The 17,280-nt window shown below is 30.2% G+C and carries 15 protein-coding genes; 2 read left to right on the top strand and 13 right to left on the bottom strand.

Going from position 1 to position 17,280, the window contains the following annotated elements; translation table 11 throughout:
• Window positions 1-185 precede the first annotated feature (185 nt).
• The 5 genes from prfA to U9R42_03015 form a co-directional block, all read right to left on the bottom strand.
• Window positions 186-1,262 (bottom strand): peptide chain release factor 1, encoded by a 1,077-nt coding sequence (gene prfA, locus U9R42_03035; protein ID MEA3494990.1) that lies wholly within the window; start codon window positions 1,260-1,262, stop codon window positions 186-188.
• Between the two features lie 78 nt (window positions 1,263-1,340).
• Complete coding sequence (locus U9R42_03030; GenBank protein ID MEA3494989.1) at window positions 1,341-2,087, bottom strand: UDP-2,3-diacylglucosamine diphosphatase; 747 nt, start codon at window positions 2,085-2,087, stop codon at window positions 1,341-1,343.
• Window positions 2,068-2,721 carry a lactate utilization protein gene (locus U9R42_03025; GenBank protein MEA3494988.1) on the bottom strand — a complete coding sequence of 218 codons (654 nt, stop codon included), beginning with the start codon at window positions 2,719-2,721 and terminating at the stop codon, window positions 2,068-2,070. Before U9R42_03025 ends, U9R42_03030 begins: the two co-directional genes overlap by 20 nt.
• Window positions 2,722-3,622: 901 nt before the next feature.
• Complete coding sequence (locus U9R42_03020) at window positions 3,623-4,357, bottom strand: lysophospholipid acyltransferase family protein (protein MEA3494987.1); 735 nt, start codon at window positions 4,355-4,357, stop codon at window positions 3,623-3,625.
• A 62-nt stretch (window positions 4,358-4,419) separates the two neighbouring features.
• Window positions 4,420-5,370 carry an NAD-dependent epimerase/dehydratase family protein gene (locus U9R42_03015; protein MEA3494986.1) on the bottom strand — a complete coding sequence of 317 codons (951 nt, stop codon included), beginning with the start codon at window positions 5,368-5,370 and terminating at the stop codon, window positions 4,420-4,422.
• A gap of 139 nt (window positions 5,371-5,509) precedes the next feature.
• On the opposite strand from U9R42_03015, the gene U9R42_03010 reads away from it, so the two are divergent.
• Entirely contained in the window at window positions 5,510-6,166 is a 657-nt protein-coding gene (locus U9R42_03010; GenBank protein ID MEA3494985.1) for a 4'-phosphopantetheinyl transferase superfamily protein, read from the top strand.
• Here U9R42_03010 and U9R42_03005 read toward each other — a convergent pair.
• From U9R42_03005 to U9R42_02970, 8 genes are all read right to left on the bottom strand, one after another.
• Window positions 6,158-7,735: a WG repeat-containing protein gene (locus tag U9R42_03005; GenBank protein ID MEA3494984.1), complete on the bottom strand. Its 1,578-nt coding sequence runs from the start codon at window positions 7,733-7,735 to the stop codon at window positions 6,158-6,160. The genes U9R42_03010 and U9R42_03005 overlap by 9 nt on opposite strands.
• Before the next feature lie 564 nt (window positions 7,736-8,299).
• Window positions 8,300-9,547: a glycine C-acetyltransferase gene (locus tag U9R42_03000; GenBank protein MEA3494983.1), complete on the bottom strand. Its 1,248-nt coding sequence runs from the start codon at window positions 9,545-9,547 to the stop codon at window positions 8,300-8,302.
• A gap of 79 nt (window positions 9,548-9,626) precedes the next feature.
• Window positions 9,627-9,872, bottom strand: coding sequence for an acyl carrier protein (locus tag U9R42_02995; GenBank protein ID MEA3494982.1), 246 nt, complete (start codon window positions 9,870-9,872; stop codon window positions 9,627-9,629).
• 52 nt (window positions 9,873-9,924) lie between these two features.
• Window positions 9,925-11,628 (bottom strand): acetate--CoA ligase, encoded by a 1,704-nt coding sequence (acsA, locus tag U9R42_02990; protein MEA3494981.1) that lies wholly within the window; start codon window positions 11,626-11,628, stop codon window positions 9,925-9,927.
• Window positions 11,629-11,642: 14 nt separating this feature from the next.
• Window positions 11,643-12,017: a holo-ACP synthase gene (acpS, locus tag U9R42_02985; protein MEA3494980.1), complete on the bottom strand. Its 375-nt coding sequence runs from the start codon at window positions 12,015-12,017 to the stop codon at window positions 11,643-11,645.
• A 27-nt stretch (window positions 12,018-12,044) separates the two neighbouring features.
• On the bottom strand, window positions 12,045-13,244 hold the full coding sequence (locus U9R42_02980; protein MEA3494979.1) for a glycine C-acetyltransferase: 1,200 nt from the start codon (window positions 13,242-13,244) through the stop codon (window positions 12,045-12,047).
• A gap of 568 nt (window positions 13,245-13,812) precedes the next feature.
• Window positions 13,813-15,207, bottom strand: coding sequence for a PKD domain-containing protein (locus U9R42_02975; GenBank protein MEA3494978.1), 1,395 nt, complete (start codon window positions 15,205-15,207; stop codon window positions 13,813-13,815).
• Window positions 15,204-15,791 (bottom strand): sigma-70 family RNA polymerase sigma factor, encoded by a 588-nt coding sequence (locus tag U9R42_02970; GenBank protein ID MEA3494977.1) that lies wholly within the window; start codon window positions 15,789-15,791, stop codon window positions 15,204-15,206. The genes U9R42_02975 and U9R42_02970 overlap by 4 nt, the downstream gene beginning before the upstream one ends.
• A 436-nt stretch (window positions 15,792-16,227) precedes the next feature.
• On the opposite strand from U9R42_02970, the gene U9R42_02965 reads away from it, so the two are divergent.
• Window positions 16,228-17,280, top strand: a 1,053-nt coding sequence (locus U9R42_02965; GenBank protein ID MEA3494976.1) for a hypothetical protein, incomplete at its 3' end; no start/stop codon positions are given.

The raw sequence follows: 17,280 nt of genomic DNA, 5'->3' as shown, positions 1-17,280 counted from the left end.
GCATCTTGTATCTTGCATCTTGTATCTTGCATCTTGTATCTTGCATCTTGTATCTTGCATCTTGTATCTTGCATCTTGTATCTTGCATCTTGTATCTTGCATCCTGAATCTTGCATCTTGTATCTTACATCCTGAATCTTGTATCTTGCATCCTGAATCTTGCATCTTGTATCTTGTATCTTGAATCAGCTTTTACCTTCTTTGAGCTTTTCAGCATTTTCAGCAATTTGCAATGCTTCAATCATTTCGTGAATATCGCCATTAAGAAATTCATTAAGGTTGAACATTGACTTTGTTATTCTGTGGTCGGTTATTCTTCCTTGAGGAAAATTATAAGTTCTTATTTTTGCAGAACGATCCCCTGAAGAAACCATTGTTTTTCTTTTTGACGAAACTTCATCAAGGTACTTTTGATATTCAATTTCATAAACTCTTGTTTTCAAAACCTTCATAGCTTGAATATAGTTTTGAGTTTGAGATTTTTGATCCTGGCATTGAGCAACGACTCCTGTAGGAATATGAGTAAGCCTAATGGCTGAATATGTTGTGTTAACAGATTGCCCTCCGGGTCCTGAAGCACAAAAAGTATCTTTTCTTACATCTGCTTCTTTTATGTTTACATCAATATCCTCAGCTTCGGGCAAAACCACTACTGATGCTGCAGAAGTGTGTAGCCGACCTTGGGTTTCTGTTGCAGGAACTCTTTGCACACGGTGAACACCTGATTCATATTTCATTAATCCATAAACATCATTTCCCGAAACGTTAAAAATAATTTCCTTAAAACCACCGTTTGTACCCGGGCTTACATCCATTACTTCCACTTTCCAACCTTTACTTTCACAATATTTTTCATACATTTTATAAATGTCTCCTGCAAAAATACTTGCTTCATCTCCTCCCGAGCCTGCTCTTACTTCAACAATCGCATTTTTTTGGTCAGCAGGATCTGATGGAATAATCAGCAATTTAATTTTCTCTTCCATCGAAATTCTTTGCTCATCTAATTCTTCAAGCTCCATCTTTGCCATTTCTCGCATTTCAGGATCTTTGTCGTTTCTTAGGATATCCTTATTGTTAGTTATGTTGCTTATTAAAATTTTATATTCTTCATAAATATCAGCAATATCCTCAAGATCGCTATATTCTTTGTTAAGCTTAATGTATTTTTTTTGATTCGAAATAATCTTTGGGTCAATCAGTTGCTCAGCTATTTCTTCTCGATGCTCTTTTATCTCAGCTAATTTATTTAAAAGTTCCATTGATGTTTAATTTTATCGTATTTATATCAAATTTATTTTACTGCAAAATTATAGTTTTTATATGAAAGCAATTCTGAATTAAAAATATTTTAGTTCCAATTCCTTTCCATCAAAAACAGCATAAGAAAAATTACTTAACCAGTCGCCAAGATTAATGTAATATGAAGTATCGTTCAGTTGATATTTTTTAGGATAATGCCTATGTCCGTATAAAAAGAAATCTATTTTTTGTTTTTTTAAAATTTCTCTGGAATGAATTACCAACCACTCTTTTTCTTCTAAAAAACTATCAGTTAATTTATTAGTTTTGGCTCTACTTTTTATTGAAAAGAATGATGCTAAGCGAATTCCAATATCAGGATGTAACCAGCGGAATAACCATTGATTAACTTTGCCTTTAAATATTCTGTTTATAAATTTATATCCATAATCTCCGGGTCCCAATCCATCACCATGTGCAAGATAAAAGGTTTTTGAATTAATTTTTTTTATGACTGGTTTAAAATATAATGTTGCTCCAATTTCTTTTTCAAAATAATCTTTTAACCAAAGGTCGTGATTCCCTGCAAAAATATGAAGTTTTATTCCTGCATCACTTAGCTGTGCAAGCTTACCTAAAAGACGTGTAAATCCTTTTGGAATTGTTTTTTTGTATTCAAACCAAAAATCAAAAATATCTCCTAATAAAAAAATATCAGAAGCATCATTCTTTATTTCATCAAGCCATTTTACAATTAATTTTTCTCGTTTCCTGCTTTCAGAATAATTTGGTGCACCAAGATGAAAATCCGAGGCAAAATATATTTTATCTTTTTTTTCGTTCATTTATGTAAAAACAATAAATTTCTTTTGGTCCGTGAGCACCAAGCACAAGTGTTTTTTCAATATCAGCTGTACGGCTTGGTCCTGAAGTAACAGATATCATTGAAGGGTAGTTTTTGTCATATTTTTCCTCCATATATAAAAACGCATCACTTAGGTCATAAAACAACTGATTTTCGTAAGCTACTACAATATGTATCGGGGGAAAAGCACTCATTGTACGTGATTTATCCTTACCCGAAGCTATTAAAATTGTTCCTGTACGAGCAACAATTGCTTCGCAGGAGGTTATTCCTACTTCAGTATTTTCAAAATTTACAAGTGATCTTTTATACTGGAGATTTTCTTTATCTAAAATCGGTTTTAAAAATTCTTCCGAACAAAAAAGATGTTTCCAATTGTTTGCAATAACGAGTTGTTTTAATTGATCTGCAAAATCTTCTTCATTATTACAAAAAAAGAACTTTCCACTAATTTTATTAAATTCCTGAGCAAATACTTCTTGTAAGGATTTATCACTTTTTTTAAAAACGAACTTTGTTAAATCAGGTTCTCTTTGGGAATAAACACCCTTACTTTTTTGTGTTGCATTCCTTATTTTTTTTAAAATTCTCTCTCGTGGATTAGATATTTTCATGCTACAAACAATTGCTTTTAATATTTTGGCCTATGCAAAAATATGATTTTTATTGCTTATGGAGTATTAAATAGTTTTTAATTTCTTCATCTTTTTTAAGCAGTCTCCAGTCAAAAGTTAAGAACAGTCCTCAGTATCAGTCGGCAGTCAAAAACAGTCAGCAGTCAGCAGTCGGCAGTCTTCAGTTGAATAACGTTGATTTATTAGTTACATTTTCCTTTGCGTTCTTTGCGTCTTTGCGTGAAAATATAAACAAATAACCAGTCGGCAGTCTCCAGTCAACAGTAAGCAGTCAAATTCCGAATAAACAAATAAACAGTCCTCAGTCAGCAGTTGAATAACGTTGATTTATTAGTTACATTTTCCTTTGCGTTCTTTGCGTCTTTGCGTGAAAATACAAACAAATAACCAGTCGGCAGTCTCCAGTCAACAGTAGGCAGTCAAATTCCGAATAAACGAATAAACAGTCCTCAGTCGGCAGTTGAATAACGTTGATTTATTAGTTACATTTTCCTTTACGTTCTTTGCGTCTTTGCGTGAAAATACAAACAAATAACCAGTCGGCAGTCTCCAGTCAACAGTAGGCAGTCAAATTCCGAATAAACGAATAAACAGTCCTCAGTTGAATAACGTTGATTTATTAATTACTTTTTCCTTTACGTTCTTTGCGTCTTTGCGTGAAAATACAAACAAATAACCAGTCGGCAGTCTCCAGTCAACAGTAGGCAGTCAAATTCCGAATAAACGAATAAACAGTCCACCGTTGAATAACGTTGATTTATTAATTACTTTTTCCTCTGCGTTTCTGCGACTCTGCGTTTAAACAAATAAACAAATCAGGCTTAATAGACAAAAATTAAGTTGAAAATCTCTATGTTCTTTTTCCAACATTCTGTAAATTTTAGTCTAATTTTTCCATCATATCAATATTCTCTTCAATCAAATTGAAACATTTTTCTTTAAGACTTTCAACATCTCCTTCCGGCTGAATTTCTTCTGAGATGATGCATTTTACTTTACCTGGAGTTAGTTGCCAGAAATATTCTTTTTTTAAAATTGCTGAAGTTTCCCAAAGAGTAATTATAATTATTGGTGTTTTTGTTTTAAGACTTAAACGAAAAGCTCCATTTTGAAAAATCCCTAATTTTTTATCAGTTTTACTTCTTGTTCCCTCAGGAAATATTAGTACTGATGATTTTTTTTCAAGAGTTTCCTTCATCTTCTCGTAACTACGTGATTTATCTCTAATATTTTTTCGATCAACAGTAATACAAATACCCTTGATTATTCTTCCAAGAAACGGGATTTTCAATAATGAATCCTTTGCCAAAAAACGAAAATGTCCGGGAATAAGAGAGGCACTTATCGGAATATCCAACATTGACCTATGATTGGAAATAAAAATATATCCTTTTTTCTTTGATAACTTTTTTTTGTAAACTTTTTTTAACCTTATCAAATAAAACACTGATAATATTCCTGCCCACCGCCTTGTAATGGGATAAATTCTTTTGTCGGCATTTTCTCTGATAAACAAAAAGAAAAAAAGATAAAATGGAAATACAATAATCACAGATAACGCAAATATAGTTATTGCATAAACTGTCCAAATATTTTTCAATAGTTTTATTATCATAAATAGGTTCAATAAAAAAGTAGCATATAAAATAACAGTACTTTTTTATTGAGAAATATTATTTATTTAATTTTTTTACCAATTTCTTCAAGCATAAGATCAACCATTTTATCTAGGTCAAATTCAGCTTTCCATCCCCAATCATTTTTTGCAACACTATCATCAATGCTTGCAGGCCATGTATCAGCAATTGCTTGTCTAAAATCGGGTTTATATTTTATTTCAAAATTTGGAATTCTTTCTTTTATTTTTTCAGCAAGTTGTGCAGGTGTAAAACTTAATGCGTTAAGGTTGTATGATCTTACCGATAATTTTTCTACAGGAGCTTCCATTAATTTTATTGTTGCATTTACAGCATCATCCATGTACATCATTGGTAATGCAGTGGTTTCTTTAAGAAAAGACGTGTATTTAGCATTTCTTAAAGCACCATAAAAAATATCAATTGCATAATCAGTTGTGCCTCCACCGGGTTCTGTTTTATAACTTATTAGTCCCGGGTATCTAAGACCTCTTACATCAACTTTGTATTTGTCCCAGTAATATTCTGCCCATCTTTCTCCCGAAAGTTTACTTATTCCATAAACAGTATTTGGCTCCATAATAGTTGATTGAGCCGTGTTCTCTTTTGGTGTTGTTGGTCCGAATGCACCTATTGAACTTGGCCAAAAAACTTTATTTAGCTTTTTCTCTCTTGCTATTTCCATTACATTGAAAAAACTATCCATATTAATTTTCCAAGCTTTTAATGGATTTTTTTCACAAAGTGCAGAAAGTACTGCTACTAGATTATAAATCTGTGTTATTTTATTTTTTTCAATTATTGCTGTTAACTTTTTGACATCCAGTACATCAAGTATTTCAAAAGGACCGTTTGATGCAAGTTCTTTTGTTGCTTCTGTTACTTTTATGTCAGTTGCTATTACGTTTTCATTTCCATGAATTTTTCTTAATGCAGGCACAAGTTCAGAACCAATTTGTCCGGCACATCCTATAACTATTATTCTTTCCATTTTATATATATTACTTCTATTATAAATTATCTTTGATTTCTTAAAGCATCAAATTTATATACTTTTTTTACAAAATAATAATATTGATTGTTTATTTAAATTTTTTATTCCTAACTTTGATATAGTAACTGATTTATTTATGGGAGTTGTTTTAAAACGTAAAGAAGCTTTTAATACCATTATCGGTGTTTGGAAAGTTGAAGAAAGTATAGAAAAGCTTAGAGCCGATCTTATTCTTACAAAAGGTGAAGAAGCATTTTTTCAAAGGTTGAATAAAGGTAAAAGAAACCTACATTGGCTAAGCAGTAGAGTTTTATTAAGAGACATTCTTAATACAAAAAAGTTTATAGATGTAAAGGGAGATGAGCATGGAAAACCTCATTTGATAAATTTTGATTATGAACTCTCTATCACTCATTCAGCCGATTATGCAGCTGTTATCATTAGCAAAAAAAAGGTGGGAATTGATATTGAACAAATTAAGGATGTAATAAAAAAAATATCTCCCAAATTTATGAATGAAAAGGAATTGAAAGAGGTAAAAGGAAAGAATTTGATAAAAAAACTATATGTTTACTGGTGTACAAAAGAATCAATTTATAAACTTAACGGTAAAAGTGGTTTACGTTTTCGTGAAGATATTTGCTTACAATCATTTGATTACAATAAAAATGGTGGTTGCATTACTGCAAAAATTGTAAAAAAGGGACAAGAACGTAATTTTAAAATACACTATGAAGAATTTGAAAATTATATGTTTACTTATGTAATTGACGATTATTGCTCGTTAATTTAAAGAAGACTTTGAATTCCTTTTTTGTTCTTTTATTTTCTTAATAATTGCATCAAGATTATTTATTAGCTCATTCTCGAATTCTACAACAAATGCATTTAAAGGAAACAATTCAAAGAAATCTTCTGATGAAAGCTTAAAGATTGTTTTTTGAATTTTATTACTATCAGATATTTCTTTATTAATATTGAATGCAATTGATTTACTTGATATTTTAGGATTTAAATATCTATCATCAATTGATCTGATTACATAATTAAATTCGATAGAATTAAAAAAGGAAGCTATTTTTTCTCCATTAGTAATTTTGCTATAAATATTTGCTAAAACCTCTTTTTGCTTAGGATTTAATTTTTTGATGGTTTTTAACTCCTCAGATAATACTTTTTTTATCACAGCTAAAAACTGAGCATTTGACATATTTAACGATGAAATATTAAATGCAGTGTCAAAAAGCAAATCATACCTATGAAACAGCTCACTGCTAAACAAATCAAAAGGCTGAACTCTTTTTGATGCTCCATTAAGGTCAAAAATTAGCTCATAAGAATTTTTATAAACAGCTCCAAACAAAAGTGAATCATTTCTTTTAAAAGGAACAATTGCATCATATTTGGGTTTAATTATTTTCCCTCCGTTTGAATTTCTTACCCCCCAACCATTTTTACTTTTAACTAAGAAAAAATCTAAAATATTCTTGGAATAGGTATAAATACTATCATTTGATATGTCATGTATGTAAAAGTTGTCGTAATATGAATTGTCATAAAATATCACTTTCAGCTTTTTATATTTTGTATTAAAAATCTTTTCATATTCAGGATTAAAAAAACCAAAAACACCACCTACAGTATAACGATAATCATCAAACTCAGTAATTGTTGTATCGTAGTAATATTGAAATTCATCGTTTTTATAGTAGGGTAAAGAAATTGATAATTCCCTTGGACAACACAATTTTGTTTCAGTTTTGCCATAGTAATTCATTATAAAAAAGGCATTTTTGTAAATATCTTTAAACAATAAGTAGTTGTGCCCCAGCGAAAAGACTTTTTTCCCTGGTTTGTAAACAAAATATTCTTTGAAATCATTCAATATCAAAATGTCTTGATTACTAACATATTTATAACTCGCATAAGTATTGGTCAGAAGTTTTTTATTGTATTTGTTAATGATATAAATTTTAGAATTACAAATTATCTGATATCGGGAAATATCTTCATCAATTTGTTTAACATCAATTATTTTAAAATTTTCTTTAATACTTCTGTTGTTCACGCCTTTTAACAAATCAACATTATTAAAAATCTGTTTTTCATATACTTCTGTTATATTTAGCGTATCAAAATAATAAAATGAAGAATCTGATTCAAATGCAATATAGGTATTGCTAAAGGCATGTTCAAGATAATCATACATTGGCTTTATTAAGATTGTTCCGTTTGTATCTTTAAGTCCCCATTTAAAATTTTCCTGATAAGTATTCAGGAATTTTTCTTGAGAAAAGGCAGAATTTATTAACAGAATCAATACTAAAATGTAGAATGGTGTAAATGAAAATCTTATATTCATAATCTTTTATCAAATTATTTGTAATTGGATTTTACATTGATAATCACAACAAAAGTATAACAATTTTATTAAAAACTGTTAATAAATTTTTGCTATCATCTTTTATACCAAATTAACATCAAAACACCCGATATAAATCATTTCTATTTCCCTTTTTTGTCGTTAAAAATTATTTCCGTAGCTATGGCTTCCGAAACAAGTGCGGAACAAGTTATGCAAAGAATTTTTGCCTAAAAAAAGAAAAATATAATTTAATTTATTTATCAGGCGTTTTGAAATTAAATTGGTATTATACCTAATTTGAGTGATTGGGAACAAAGAAAATTACTAATGCTTTGGTGCTAAAAGGATTTCATAAAATTTGAGGACACCTTATTGGTATGTGAAAATTTTTGAAATTCCTTTTAGTGCCGAATGATTGGTAATTTTCAAAGTTTACAATCGCTTAATTTAGGTTGTAATAAAAATTGCCCTATAAAATATCGCAATAAGCTAAATTTCATAGGGCAAAAATTAAAGAAAAAAAAACCCTCATAAAGTATTAAATGCTTAACACTAAAGCTGTTACATTCCGTACATTTCTATGATTTCTTTCTTGCTTTTGCCAAGAATATCATATTTCTTTCCAATCTTAATAAATGCAGCAAGAGCTTTTTCAAGATGATGCATTTCATGACCTGCAGAAATCTGAGTTCTTATTCTTGCTTTACCATTAGGAACAACAGGAAAGAAAAATCCTATTGCATAAATTCCTTCTTCGTAAAGATCATTAGAAAAATTTTGTGCAAGCTTCGCATTAAAAAGCATTACAGGAACAATTGGAGTATCTCCGTCTTGCAAAACGAAACCTGCTTCTTCAAGACCATTTCGCCAAAATTCTGTATTTTTTTCAAGTTTATCTCTTCTTTCTGTACTTTTTGATAATGTATCAAGAACGCTTAAAATACCTGAAACAACAACAGGTGCAATAGTATTTGAAAAGAGATAAGGACGTGCTTTTTGACGACACATTTCTACAATTTCTTTTCTACCGGAAACACATCCACCTGAAGCACCTCCAAGTGCTTTTCCAAATGTTGTAGTAATAATATCAATTTTTCCAACAACATCATATTTTTCATGAGTTCCTTTTCCTGTTTTTCCAAGAAAACCCGATGAATGTGAATCATCCACAAAAAGTAAAGCATCATATTTATCACAAAGTGCAACCATTTCGTCAAGTTTTGCTGTATCTCCATCCATAGAAAAAACACCATCGGTTATAACAACTTTCAATCTTTTATCAGCATGTAGTTGCAACTTTTTCTCAAGATGTTTCATATTTGAATGCTTGAAAGTATCGTGTAAAGCTGGTGCTAAACGAATACCATCAATTATTGAAGCATGAACCAAACGATCGGAAATCATTATATCATCTTCTGTTAAAATTGCTTCAAAAACACCTGCATTTGCATCCATGCATGATGGAAATAATATTGTGTCTTCTGTACCAAGAAATTCAGTAACTTTATTTTCAAGTTCACGATGAATATCTTGAGTACCACAAATAAATCGTACAGATGACATTCCGTAACCTCTTGTGTCAAGTCCTTCATGAGCCGCTTTAATTACGTCCGGATGAGAAGAAAGACCAAGATAGTTATTTGCACACATATTAATTACTTTCTTGGTTTTTGCTCCTGTTGGAAACTCAACCTCAATATCTGCCGCTTGTGATGAATGAATAAATCTTTCTTGTTTAAAAAGTCCTTTGTCTTCAATATCTTTTAAAGTATCACTATAAATACCTCTTACTTTATCACTATAAGCCATAAATTTTACTCCTTTTTATTTTAAAAAAATTAACAGTATGGAATCAAATAATTTAAATTTGGCTTCCTTTTAATTATTTTTAGTCAATATACTCTTTTACCAAATTAACAATTTTGTTAACATTGTCAAATGCTTCAGGTGTAGCTTTGTCATCCGGAATACTTATTTTGTATTTTACTTCAAGAAATCTTTTTAAAGATACCATTGAAAAAGAATCAACAATTCCACCTGAAATTAATGGTGTATCATAAGTTATTTCATCGTCTTCGTCTTCCCAGTATTCATCTATTATGTACTCTAGTACAATTTCTTTAATGTCTTCCATATTATTATCTCCTATTTGTTTTATTTATAAAAATTATTAATTTTAAAATTATTTAATCGTCTTCAAGAGTTGATGTATCACCAATTTCTTCGCCCCATTCTTTTGCATGAAGTAATCTTCTCATTATTTTTCCACTTCTTGTTTTTGGTAATTTATCAATATATTCAATTTCCTGTGGCATTGCAAGCGGTGAAAGTTTTTTGCGAATAAAATTCATTATTTTTAATTCAAGTTCATCACTTGGGTCAAATCCATCATTGAGCGTTACAAAAGCTTTAACAACTTCCATATTTACATCATCAGGTTTAGCAACAACAGCAGATTCTGCAATTGATTCATGTTCGAGTAATGCAGATTCTACTTCAAAAGGACTAACGAGATGACCTCCTGTATTAATTACATCATCGTCTCTTCCAATAAACCAAAAATATCCGTCTTTATCAATTGTAGATTTATCTCCTGGTATGTACCATCCGTTTTTGAATTTGCTTTTGTAAGTTTCTTCATTTCTCCAATATGCTCTCATCATAGAAGGCCAACCAGGTTTGAAAGCAATAAGACCTGCTTTGTTTTCTTCAGTTATTGGTTCAAAAGTTTCAGGATCAAGAATAGTAGCGGTAATTCCTGGAAATGCTTTTCCCATTGAGCCTGGTTTTACTTTCATATCAGGATAATTACTTATCATCATTGAACCTGTTTCCGTTTGCCAATAAGTATCATAAAAAGCTTTTCCAAATACTTTTTCCGACCAAATAACAGCTTCAGCATTCAAAGGCTCTCCAACACTTGCCAGATGACGAAGTGATGAAAGATTGAATTTTTTAATAATTCCATCTCCAGCCTTCATTAAAGAGCGAATTGCCGTAGGAGCTGAATACCACATTGATATCTTATGTTTCTCAATAAATTTATACCATGGTTCAGCACCAAATCCAAGGTCAAGAACGCACTGTGTTATTCCATTACTCCAAGGTCCGATTATACCATAAGATGTTCCGGTAACCCAACCCGGGTCAGCTGTACACCAATAAATATCATCTTCTTGCAGATCAAGTACCCACTTTGATGTAAGGTATTGTGCTATTAGTGAATAATGAACATGCTTTACTCCTTTAGGTTGTCCTGTTGTTCCTGATGTGTAATGAAGAACTGATGGTGTTTCTGCTTTTGTTGGGTAAATTTCCATATTTTCTATAGGTTCTGCATCTTCAAGTGAAAATACAGATTCTCTATCTTTTAAAGATTTTCTTCCATCATCGTCAACGATTATTATGTTCTTCAAGTAAGGCATTTTTTCTAAAATTTTCCTTACTTTTTTCACATGTTTTCGTTGTGTCATTATCGTATGGGTTTCTGCATTTTCGAGCCTTACTAGTAATGATTCATCACCAAAAGCAGAAAATAACGGTTGAGCAATAGCTCCTATTTTTAAAATCCCTAAAAACCCAATATACAATTCAGGAATTTTGTCCATAAAAAGGCAAACTCTGTTACCATTGGTAACACCCATTTTTTTAAGATGATTACCAATAGTATTACTTGCTACTCGTATATCATTAAAGGTATATTTTTTTTCTTTTCCTCCCATACCTTCCCAAATAAGAGCAAGCTTGTCGGCTTTACCCATTTCACAAATTCTATCAGAACAATACCATCCGATATTTATGTTCTCTCCTTGTTTATAATCTAATTCCTTTTCAGCAATAGACCAATCAAAGTCTTTTATTCTTTCATCATACGATTTAATATTTGACATAATTTTTATTTATTTTATTTTTCAATTATTACAATTGCATTTACAATTTCCTTTAAATGTGAAAATGATACATGTATTTTGCTAAAAGTATTTTTTGTTGCAAATTCTTTAGCTTTGCCTGATAAAAATATTTCAGGTTTTCCAAGTTCATTATTTTTTATTTCAATGTTTTGATATTGCATTCCATATCGCCAACCGGTTCCTAATGCTTTAAAAAAAGCTTCTTTAGCTGCGTATCGGGCAGCATAGTTTTGTTCATTTTGCTTTTGAGATTCACAATATTCTATTTCATGAGTAGTAAATAAAGTTTCTTTTAACCCATCATTTTTTGAAAGTTGTTTTTTAATCCTTTCCACTTCAATAATATCTGTTCCTATTCCGTAAATCAAAAGCTTATTCTTTTTTGCAAATCTAAATTAAATTGCATTTAATTTTTTTCCAACTTTAATAAATTTTTCAATTGCAAATTCAATATTTTCTTTGCTGTGTGCCGCACTAATTTGCACTCTTATTCTTGATTTTCCAAGCGGTACAACAGGGTAGTAAAATCCTATTACATAAATCCCCTCGTTCAAAAGTTCTTTGGCAAATTCTTGTGATATTTTTGCATCATCTTTTAAATGACCAAGCATGATAGGAACGATAGGATGTGTGCCTTGTACAATTTTAAATCCTGCTTCTTCTATTCCTTTTCTAAAAAGATTTGTGTTTCTGATGAGTTTATCTCTTAGGTCATTTGTTTCGGTAAGTAAATTTAAAACACCTAAAGTAGCACCTGCAATAGATGGGGCTAATGAATTTGAAAACAAATAAGGTCTTGACCTCTGACGTAAAAGCTCAATTATTTCTTTTCTTCCTGAAATACAACCACCGGAAGCACCACCAAGTGCTTTACCAAATGTTGTTGTTATAATATCTACCCTGTCTATTACATTGTTATACTCATGACTTCCTCGTCCGTTTTTACCAACAAAGCCTGTTGCGTGTGAATCGTCAACCATTACAAGAGCATCATATTTATCTGCCAAATCACAAATTTTGTCAACACGTGCAATTGTTCCATCCATTGAAAACACTCCATCGGTAACAATAAGTTTGTATCTTGCATCAGATGCTTCTTGGAGTTTTTTTTCCAAACCATCAAAATCACTATTTTCATACCTATATCTCTTTGCCTTACAAAGCCTCACACCATCAATAATCGAGGCATGATTTAAAGCATCAGAAATAATTGCATCTTTCTCGTTTAAAAGTGGCTCGAAAACACCTGCATTTGCATCAAATGCAGAGGAATATAAAATGGTATCCTCCATACCTAAAAAATCACTAAGTTTATTTTCAAGATCTTTATGTAGTTGTTGAGTACCACAAATAAATCGCACTGATGCCATTCCATAGCCCCATCTAAAAAATGCAAGATTAGATTGAGCCATTACTCGTGGGTCATTACAAAGCCCAAGATAATTATTAGCACAAAAATTTAATACTTTTAATCCTTTTTTTGTTTTTATCTCAACTCCTTGTGTTGTTGTAAGGATTCTTTCTTCTTTATAAAGTCCTTTATCTTTTATATCCTCCAATTGAATTTGAAGATCTTCCTTTAATTTTCCGTACATATATAAATTTAAGTTATTTGTTATTTAACAGTTATTTTTTAGAAAATCAAAAGTAAGAAATGGAGAGTTAATAACTTGATAAAATCTCAAATTATTTTTATTAATAATCCATACGGACTCATACGAGCGAACATCGTGTCGCAAGTTTTGGTGATTTGTCTATCTGAAAGCTTTTGAGGAATTGTTTATTTGTTTATTTGTTTATTTGTTTATTTGAAAGCATTTGAGGAATTGTTTATTTGGTTATCTGTTTATTTGAAAGCATTTGTGAATATTTTTGCTGAGGTTTTAAATTTTAATAGCATTGTTTATCCGTAACTCTTAACTTTCGAAGCGAAGCAAGTCCGTGGGATTAGTTTTTAACTCTAAGTACTTCTTTTTGTTTATTTGTTTATTTGTTTATCTGTTTATCCGTAACACATAACTCTAAGTACTTTAGGCACTATAAGTACTCTAAGTACTTCTTCTTGTTTATCCGTAACTCTTAACTTTCGAAGCGAAGCAAGTCCGTAGGATTAGTTTTTAGCTTTTAGTTTTAAACTCTAAGTATCAAGGCTCTTTTCATTCACTAACGAATCAAGGTTATAGTACCTGAATAATCATAATAAACATCATTCAATCCCTTCACTTCAAGTTTATATACGAATACTTCGGTTTGATTTGAACCTGATTTAGTTTTACCATCCCAACCATGTGTTTCATAATTATCAGAATTGTAAACTAGTTCTCCGGTTCTTGCAAAGATACTTAGGTGAAATTCTTTTATTCCGTTTGCTGTAACTTTGTAAAGATTGTTTTCATTTGGTCCGGTATTATCAGGACTAAATGCATTTGGAATAAAAACTTTTACCGCACTTAATATCTCAATATTTTTGGATATTTTGTTTGAGCACTTATAATCATTTGTAGCAGTAAGCAAAACAGAAAACATTCCTGTATCGGAAAAAGTATAAACAGGATTAACTGATCTTGAAATAGTATTTCTATCATCAAAGTTCCACTTATATTTTATTCCTGATGTAGAATATTTTGTTTTATTTGTAAATTTTATTTTCGGGTTTGAGAGAAGTGCTTTTGTTGGTAAAAAACTAAAGTCAGCATCAGGAACGGAATAGGCAGTAATATAATTTTCTTTGGTAATTACCGCTTTTTGTCCCTTGCTACTCCAAACTGAAAGTTTCACATTGTAAATTCCACTATTTTTGTAAGTATGAACAGGATTTTGAAGATTTGAATGGCTACCATCACCAAATGTCCAGTAAAAAGAATCAATTACACCATCATCTATTGTGGATGAATCATAAAAGTAAACTTTAAAGGAAGTACATCCATTTTGTTTTGATGCACCAAAATTGGCAATAGGATTACTCAAAACAAATAATTCGTTTTTATTCACAGTTTTTTCTGTTTTATCTTGATTTGTTAAATCAGCAATTTCGTCTTTATTATTTTTTAATTTATTCGTTTTATTTGCCTCTTCCTTAATTGCACTTTTTTCTATTTTATTACTGACAACATTTTCTTCTTTTGTAAATTTATCTTTTGGGTTATCTATATTTTTATTCAACCTATTCAATTTCCTATCTGCTACTTCATCCGAATAATTTTCATCAGTAACAACTATTTGCTCTTGAGAAATATCTGAATCTGAATTAAATTGATTAAACAAATAAAACGAACCCATCAATATAACAAGTGCAGAAACTACTGAAAGCACAATTTTATTTCTATTAAAAAATCCTTGTTTGTTTCCAATAATTTCTTTGTGAATATTATTCAAACGAATTTTAAGATTTTGTTTTGAAATATATTTTACACTTTTTACAGAAATATTAAAACTTTCAAAAGCATTTGAGAATTCATTATCAGATTTTAATCTGTTTTTAAAATCAGTTAAAGATTGTCCTTTTAATTTCCCCTCGGAATAAAGTTCAAAATTTTGTATATCTTTTATATCTATCATAACAATTTAAATAAAGTCTTTTTAATATCAGGATTTTCATCAAAATATCTAATTAGTTGTTGAAGACATCGGTATTTTTGAGATTTAACAGATTGCTCCGTAATATAACCTACCTTGTCTTTTATCTCATGCATACTACAATTTTCAAAATAATAAAACACTAAAATCTCTTTGCAATTTTTTCCTATTTGATCAAGCAATTTTAAAATTATTCTATTTAATTCATCGCTTTTAGAATACAAAAAATCATCGTTAGATTTAATGGATTCAAAATTTTCTGTTTGAATAATATTCCTAGTTTTATTATATTTGTTTACCCAAAGGTTTCGCATTATTGAAAACAAATATGTACTTATATGAGAATCACCTCTAAAAGTTTTATTTTTAATGTTTTCATACAAACGTATAAGCGACTCCTGAAGAAGTTCAACTACTTCACTATTATCAGCATTATATTGCTTTACAATTGATAACGCCATTGGATAATGTTTTTTATACAAATACCTCATAGAGTTGTTAATTTTACAATCGTCTAAACTATTTAGCTCCTCAATAATTCGTTTATCACTATATTTTGAAAACATTTAATAATATTCTTTCGTATGTTAGTATATTTTAGAGGCAAAAGGTAAGCAAAATTTTTGTTTTTTTTTAAATAAAATTAATAAATCATTCTTACTGTCTGCTGAAACGCATGTAACAAAAGGCATTCCACAAAAGTACTCATTAATAAATTTTTTTGAGATTTTCATTTTTTTTTGAAATTTCAGGAGATTTTTCAGTTTATCAACAAATATCAAATTTAAAATATAGATTAATATTTAGAGTGTTAATTTTTGATTTTTTTTCATATTTTATAAAAAATCTTCTTTTTTAGAAAAGAAAAAAACCTCTTTTTAGCCATTAAAACAAGAAAATAAAAAAATTTGAAAAATAAACAAAAATTTTGCTTACCTTTCGCTTTTTTTTTGTACATACTATTAAAGTATAAATGAAAATTAAACAACAGAAAATAAAAATATGAAAAAGAAAAATATTTTATTAGCGTTATTATTTGTCAGTATGTTTTTTATGACAAAACCCGCAATGTCCACACACATGATGGGCTCAGATTTATCATGGACATGTATTGGTCAAGATAGCTTTATGATAAAGCTTGTGATTTACAGAGATTGTAATGGTATTAGTTTAAGCAATGCAACTATTTCAATTAAGTGTAAATCAACCAACCAAACAATAACAACAGTTCAAATTACTAAACCGGGACCAATAGATATTACCCCTACTTGTGGTTCTTCTTGCACAAGATGTCAAAGTGGAAGCTGTTCATTTCCTTATGGAATAGAGCAATATACATATACAAAACTTGCAGTATTAAGTAGTGCAGGAACTTGCTGTGAATTAAATTTATCTTATCATATGTGTTGTAGAAATACAACAATTACAACAGGTGCAGCAAGTAAAAACTTTTACATAGACGCTATGATGAACAGATGTCTAACTCCTTGTGATAACTCACCTCAATTTACAAACCCTCCAATTGCAATTATCTGTATTGGACAGGATTTTATGTTTAATCACGGTGCCAATGACCAGGATATGAATCCATTAGGTGGATTAATGGACTCTTTGGTATATACATGGGGACATCCTTTAAGTGGTTCAGGTTCTAATATTGCCTACACAGGTCAATACAGTTACAAAAAACCAATTTATTTCTGGGGATTTCCTAATGCTAATTTACCATTTCCTCGTGGTTGTCACTTAGATTTACATACTGGGGATATCTCTTTTAGACCTATGAAAATTGAACAAACCGTTATGGTTACCAAAGTTGAAGAATTTAGAAATGGTACTTTAATAGGAAGAATTAGGCGAGATATTCAGGTAATTGTTATCAACTGCCCGAATAATCATGCACCACTATTAAGTGGTCCTTTTTACAGAGAAGTATGTGCTACTAATCCTGTAACTTTTACGATAAACACTAATGACTACGACCCTAATGATACCTTGCTGATTGGTTGGAATGCGGCAATTCCCGGAGCTTCGTGGACAGACAATAACAAACAA

It is taken from the genome of Bacteroidota bacterium (genome assembly GCA_034723125.1).
GTDB lineage: Bacteria > Bacteroidota > Bacteroidia > CAILMK01 > JAAYUY01 > JAYEOP01.
This window is presented reverse-complemented; position numbering and strand designations above follow the sequence as displayed.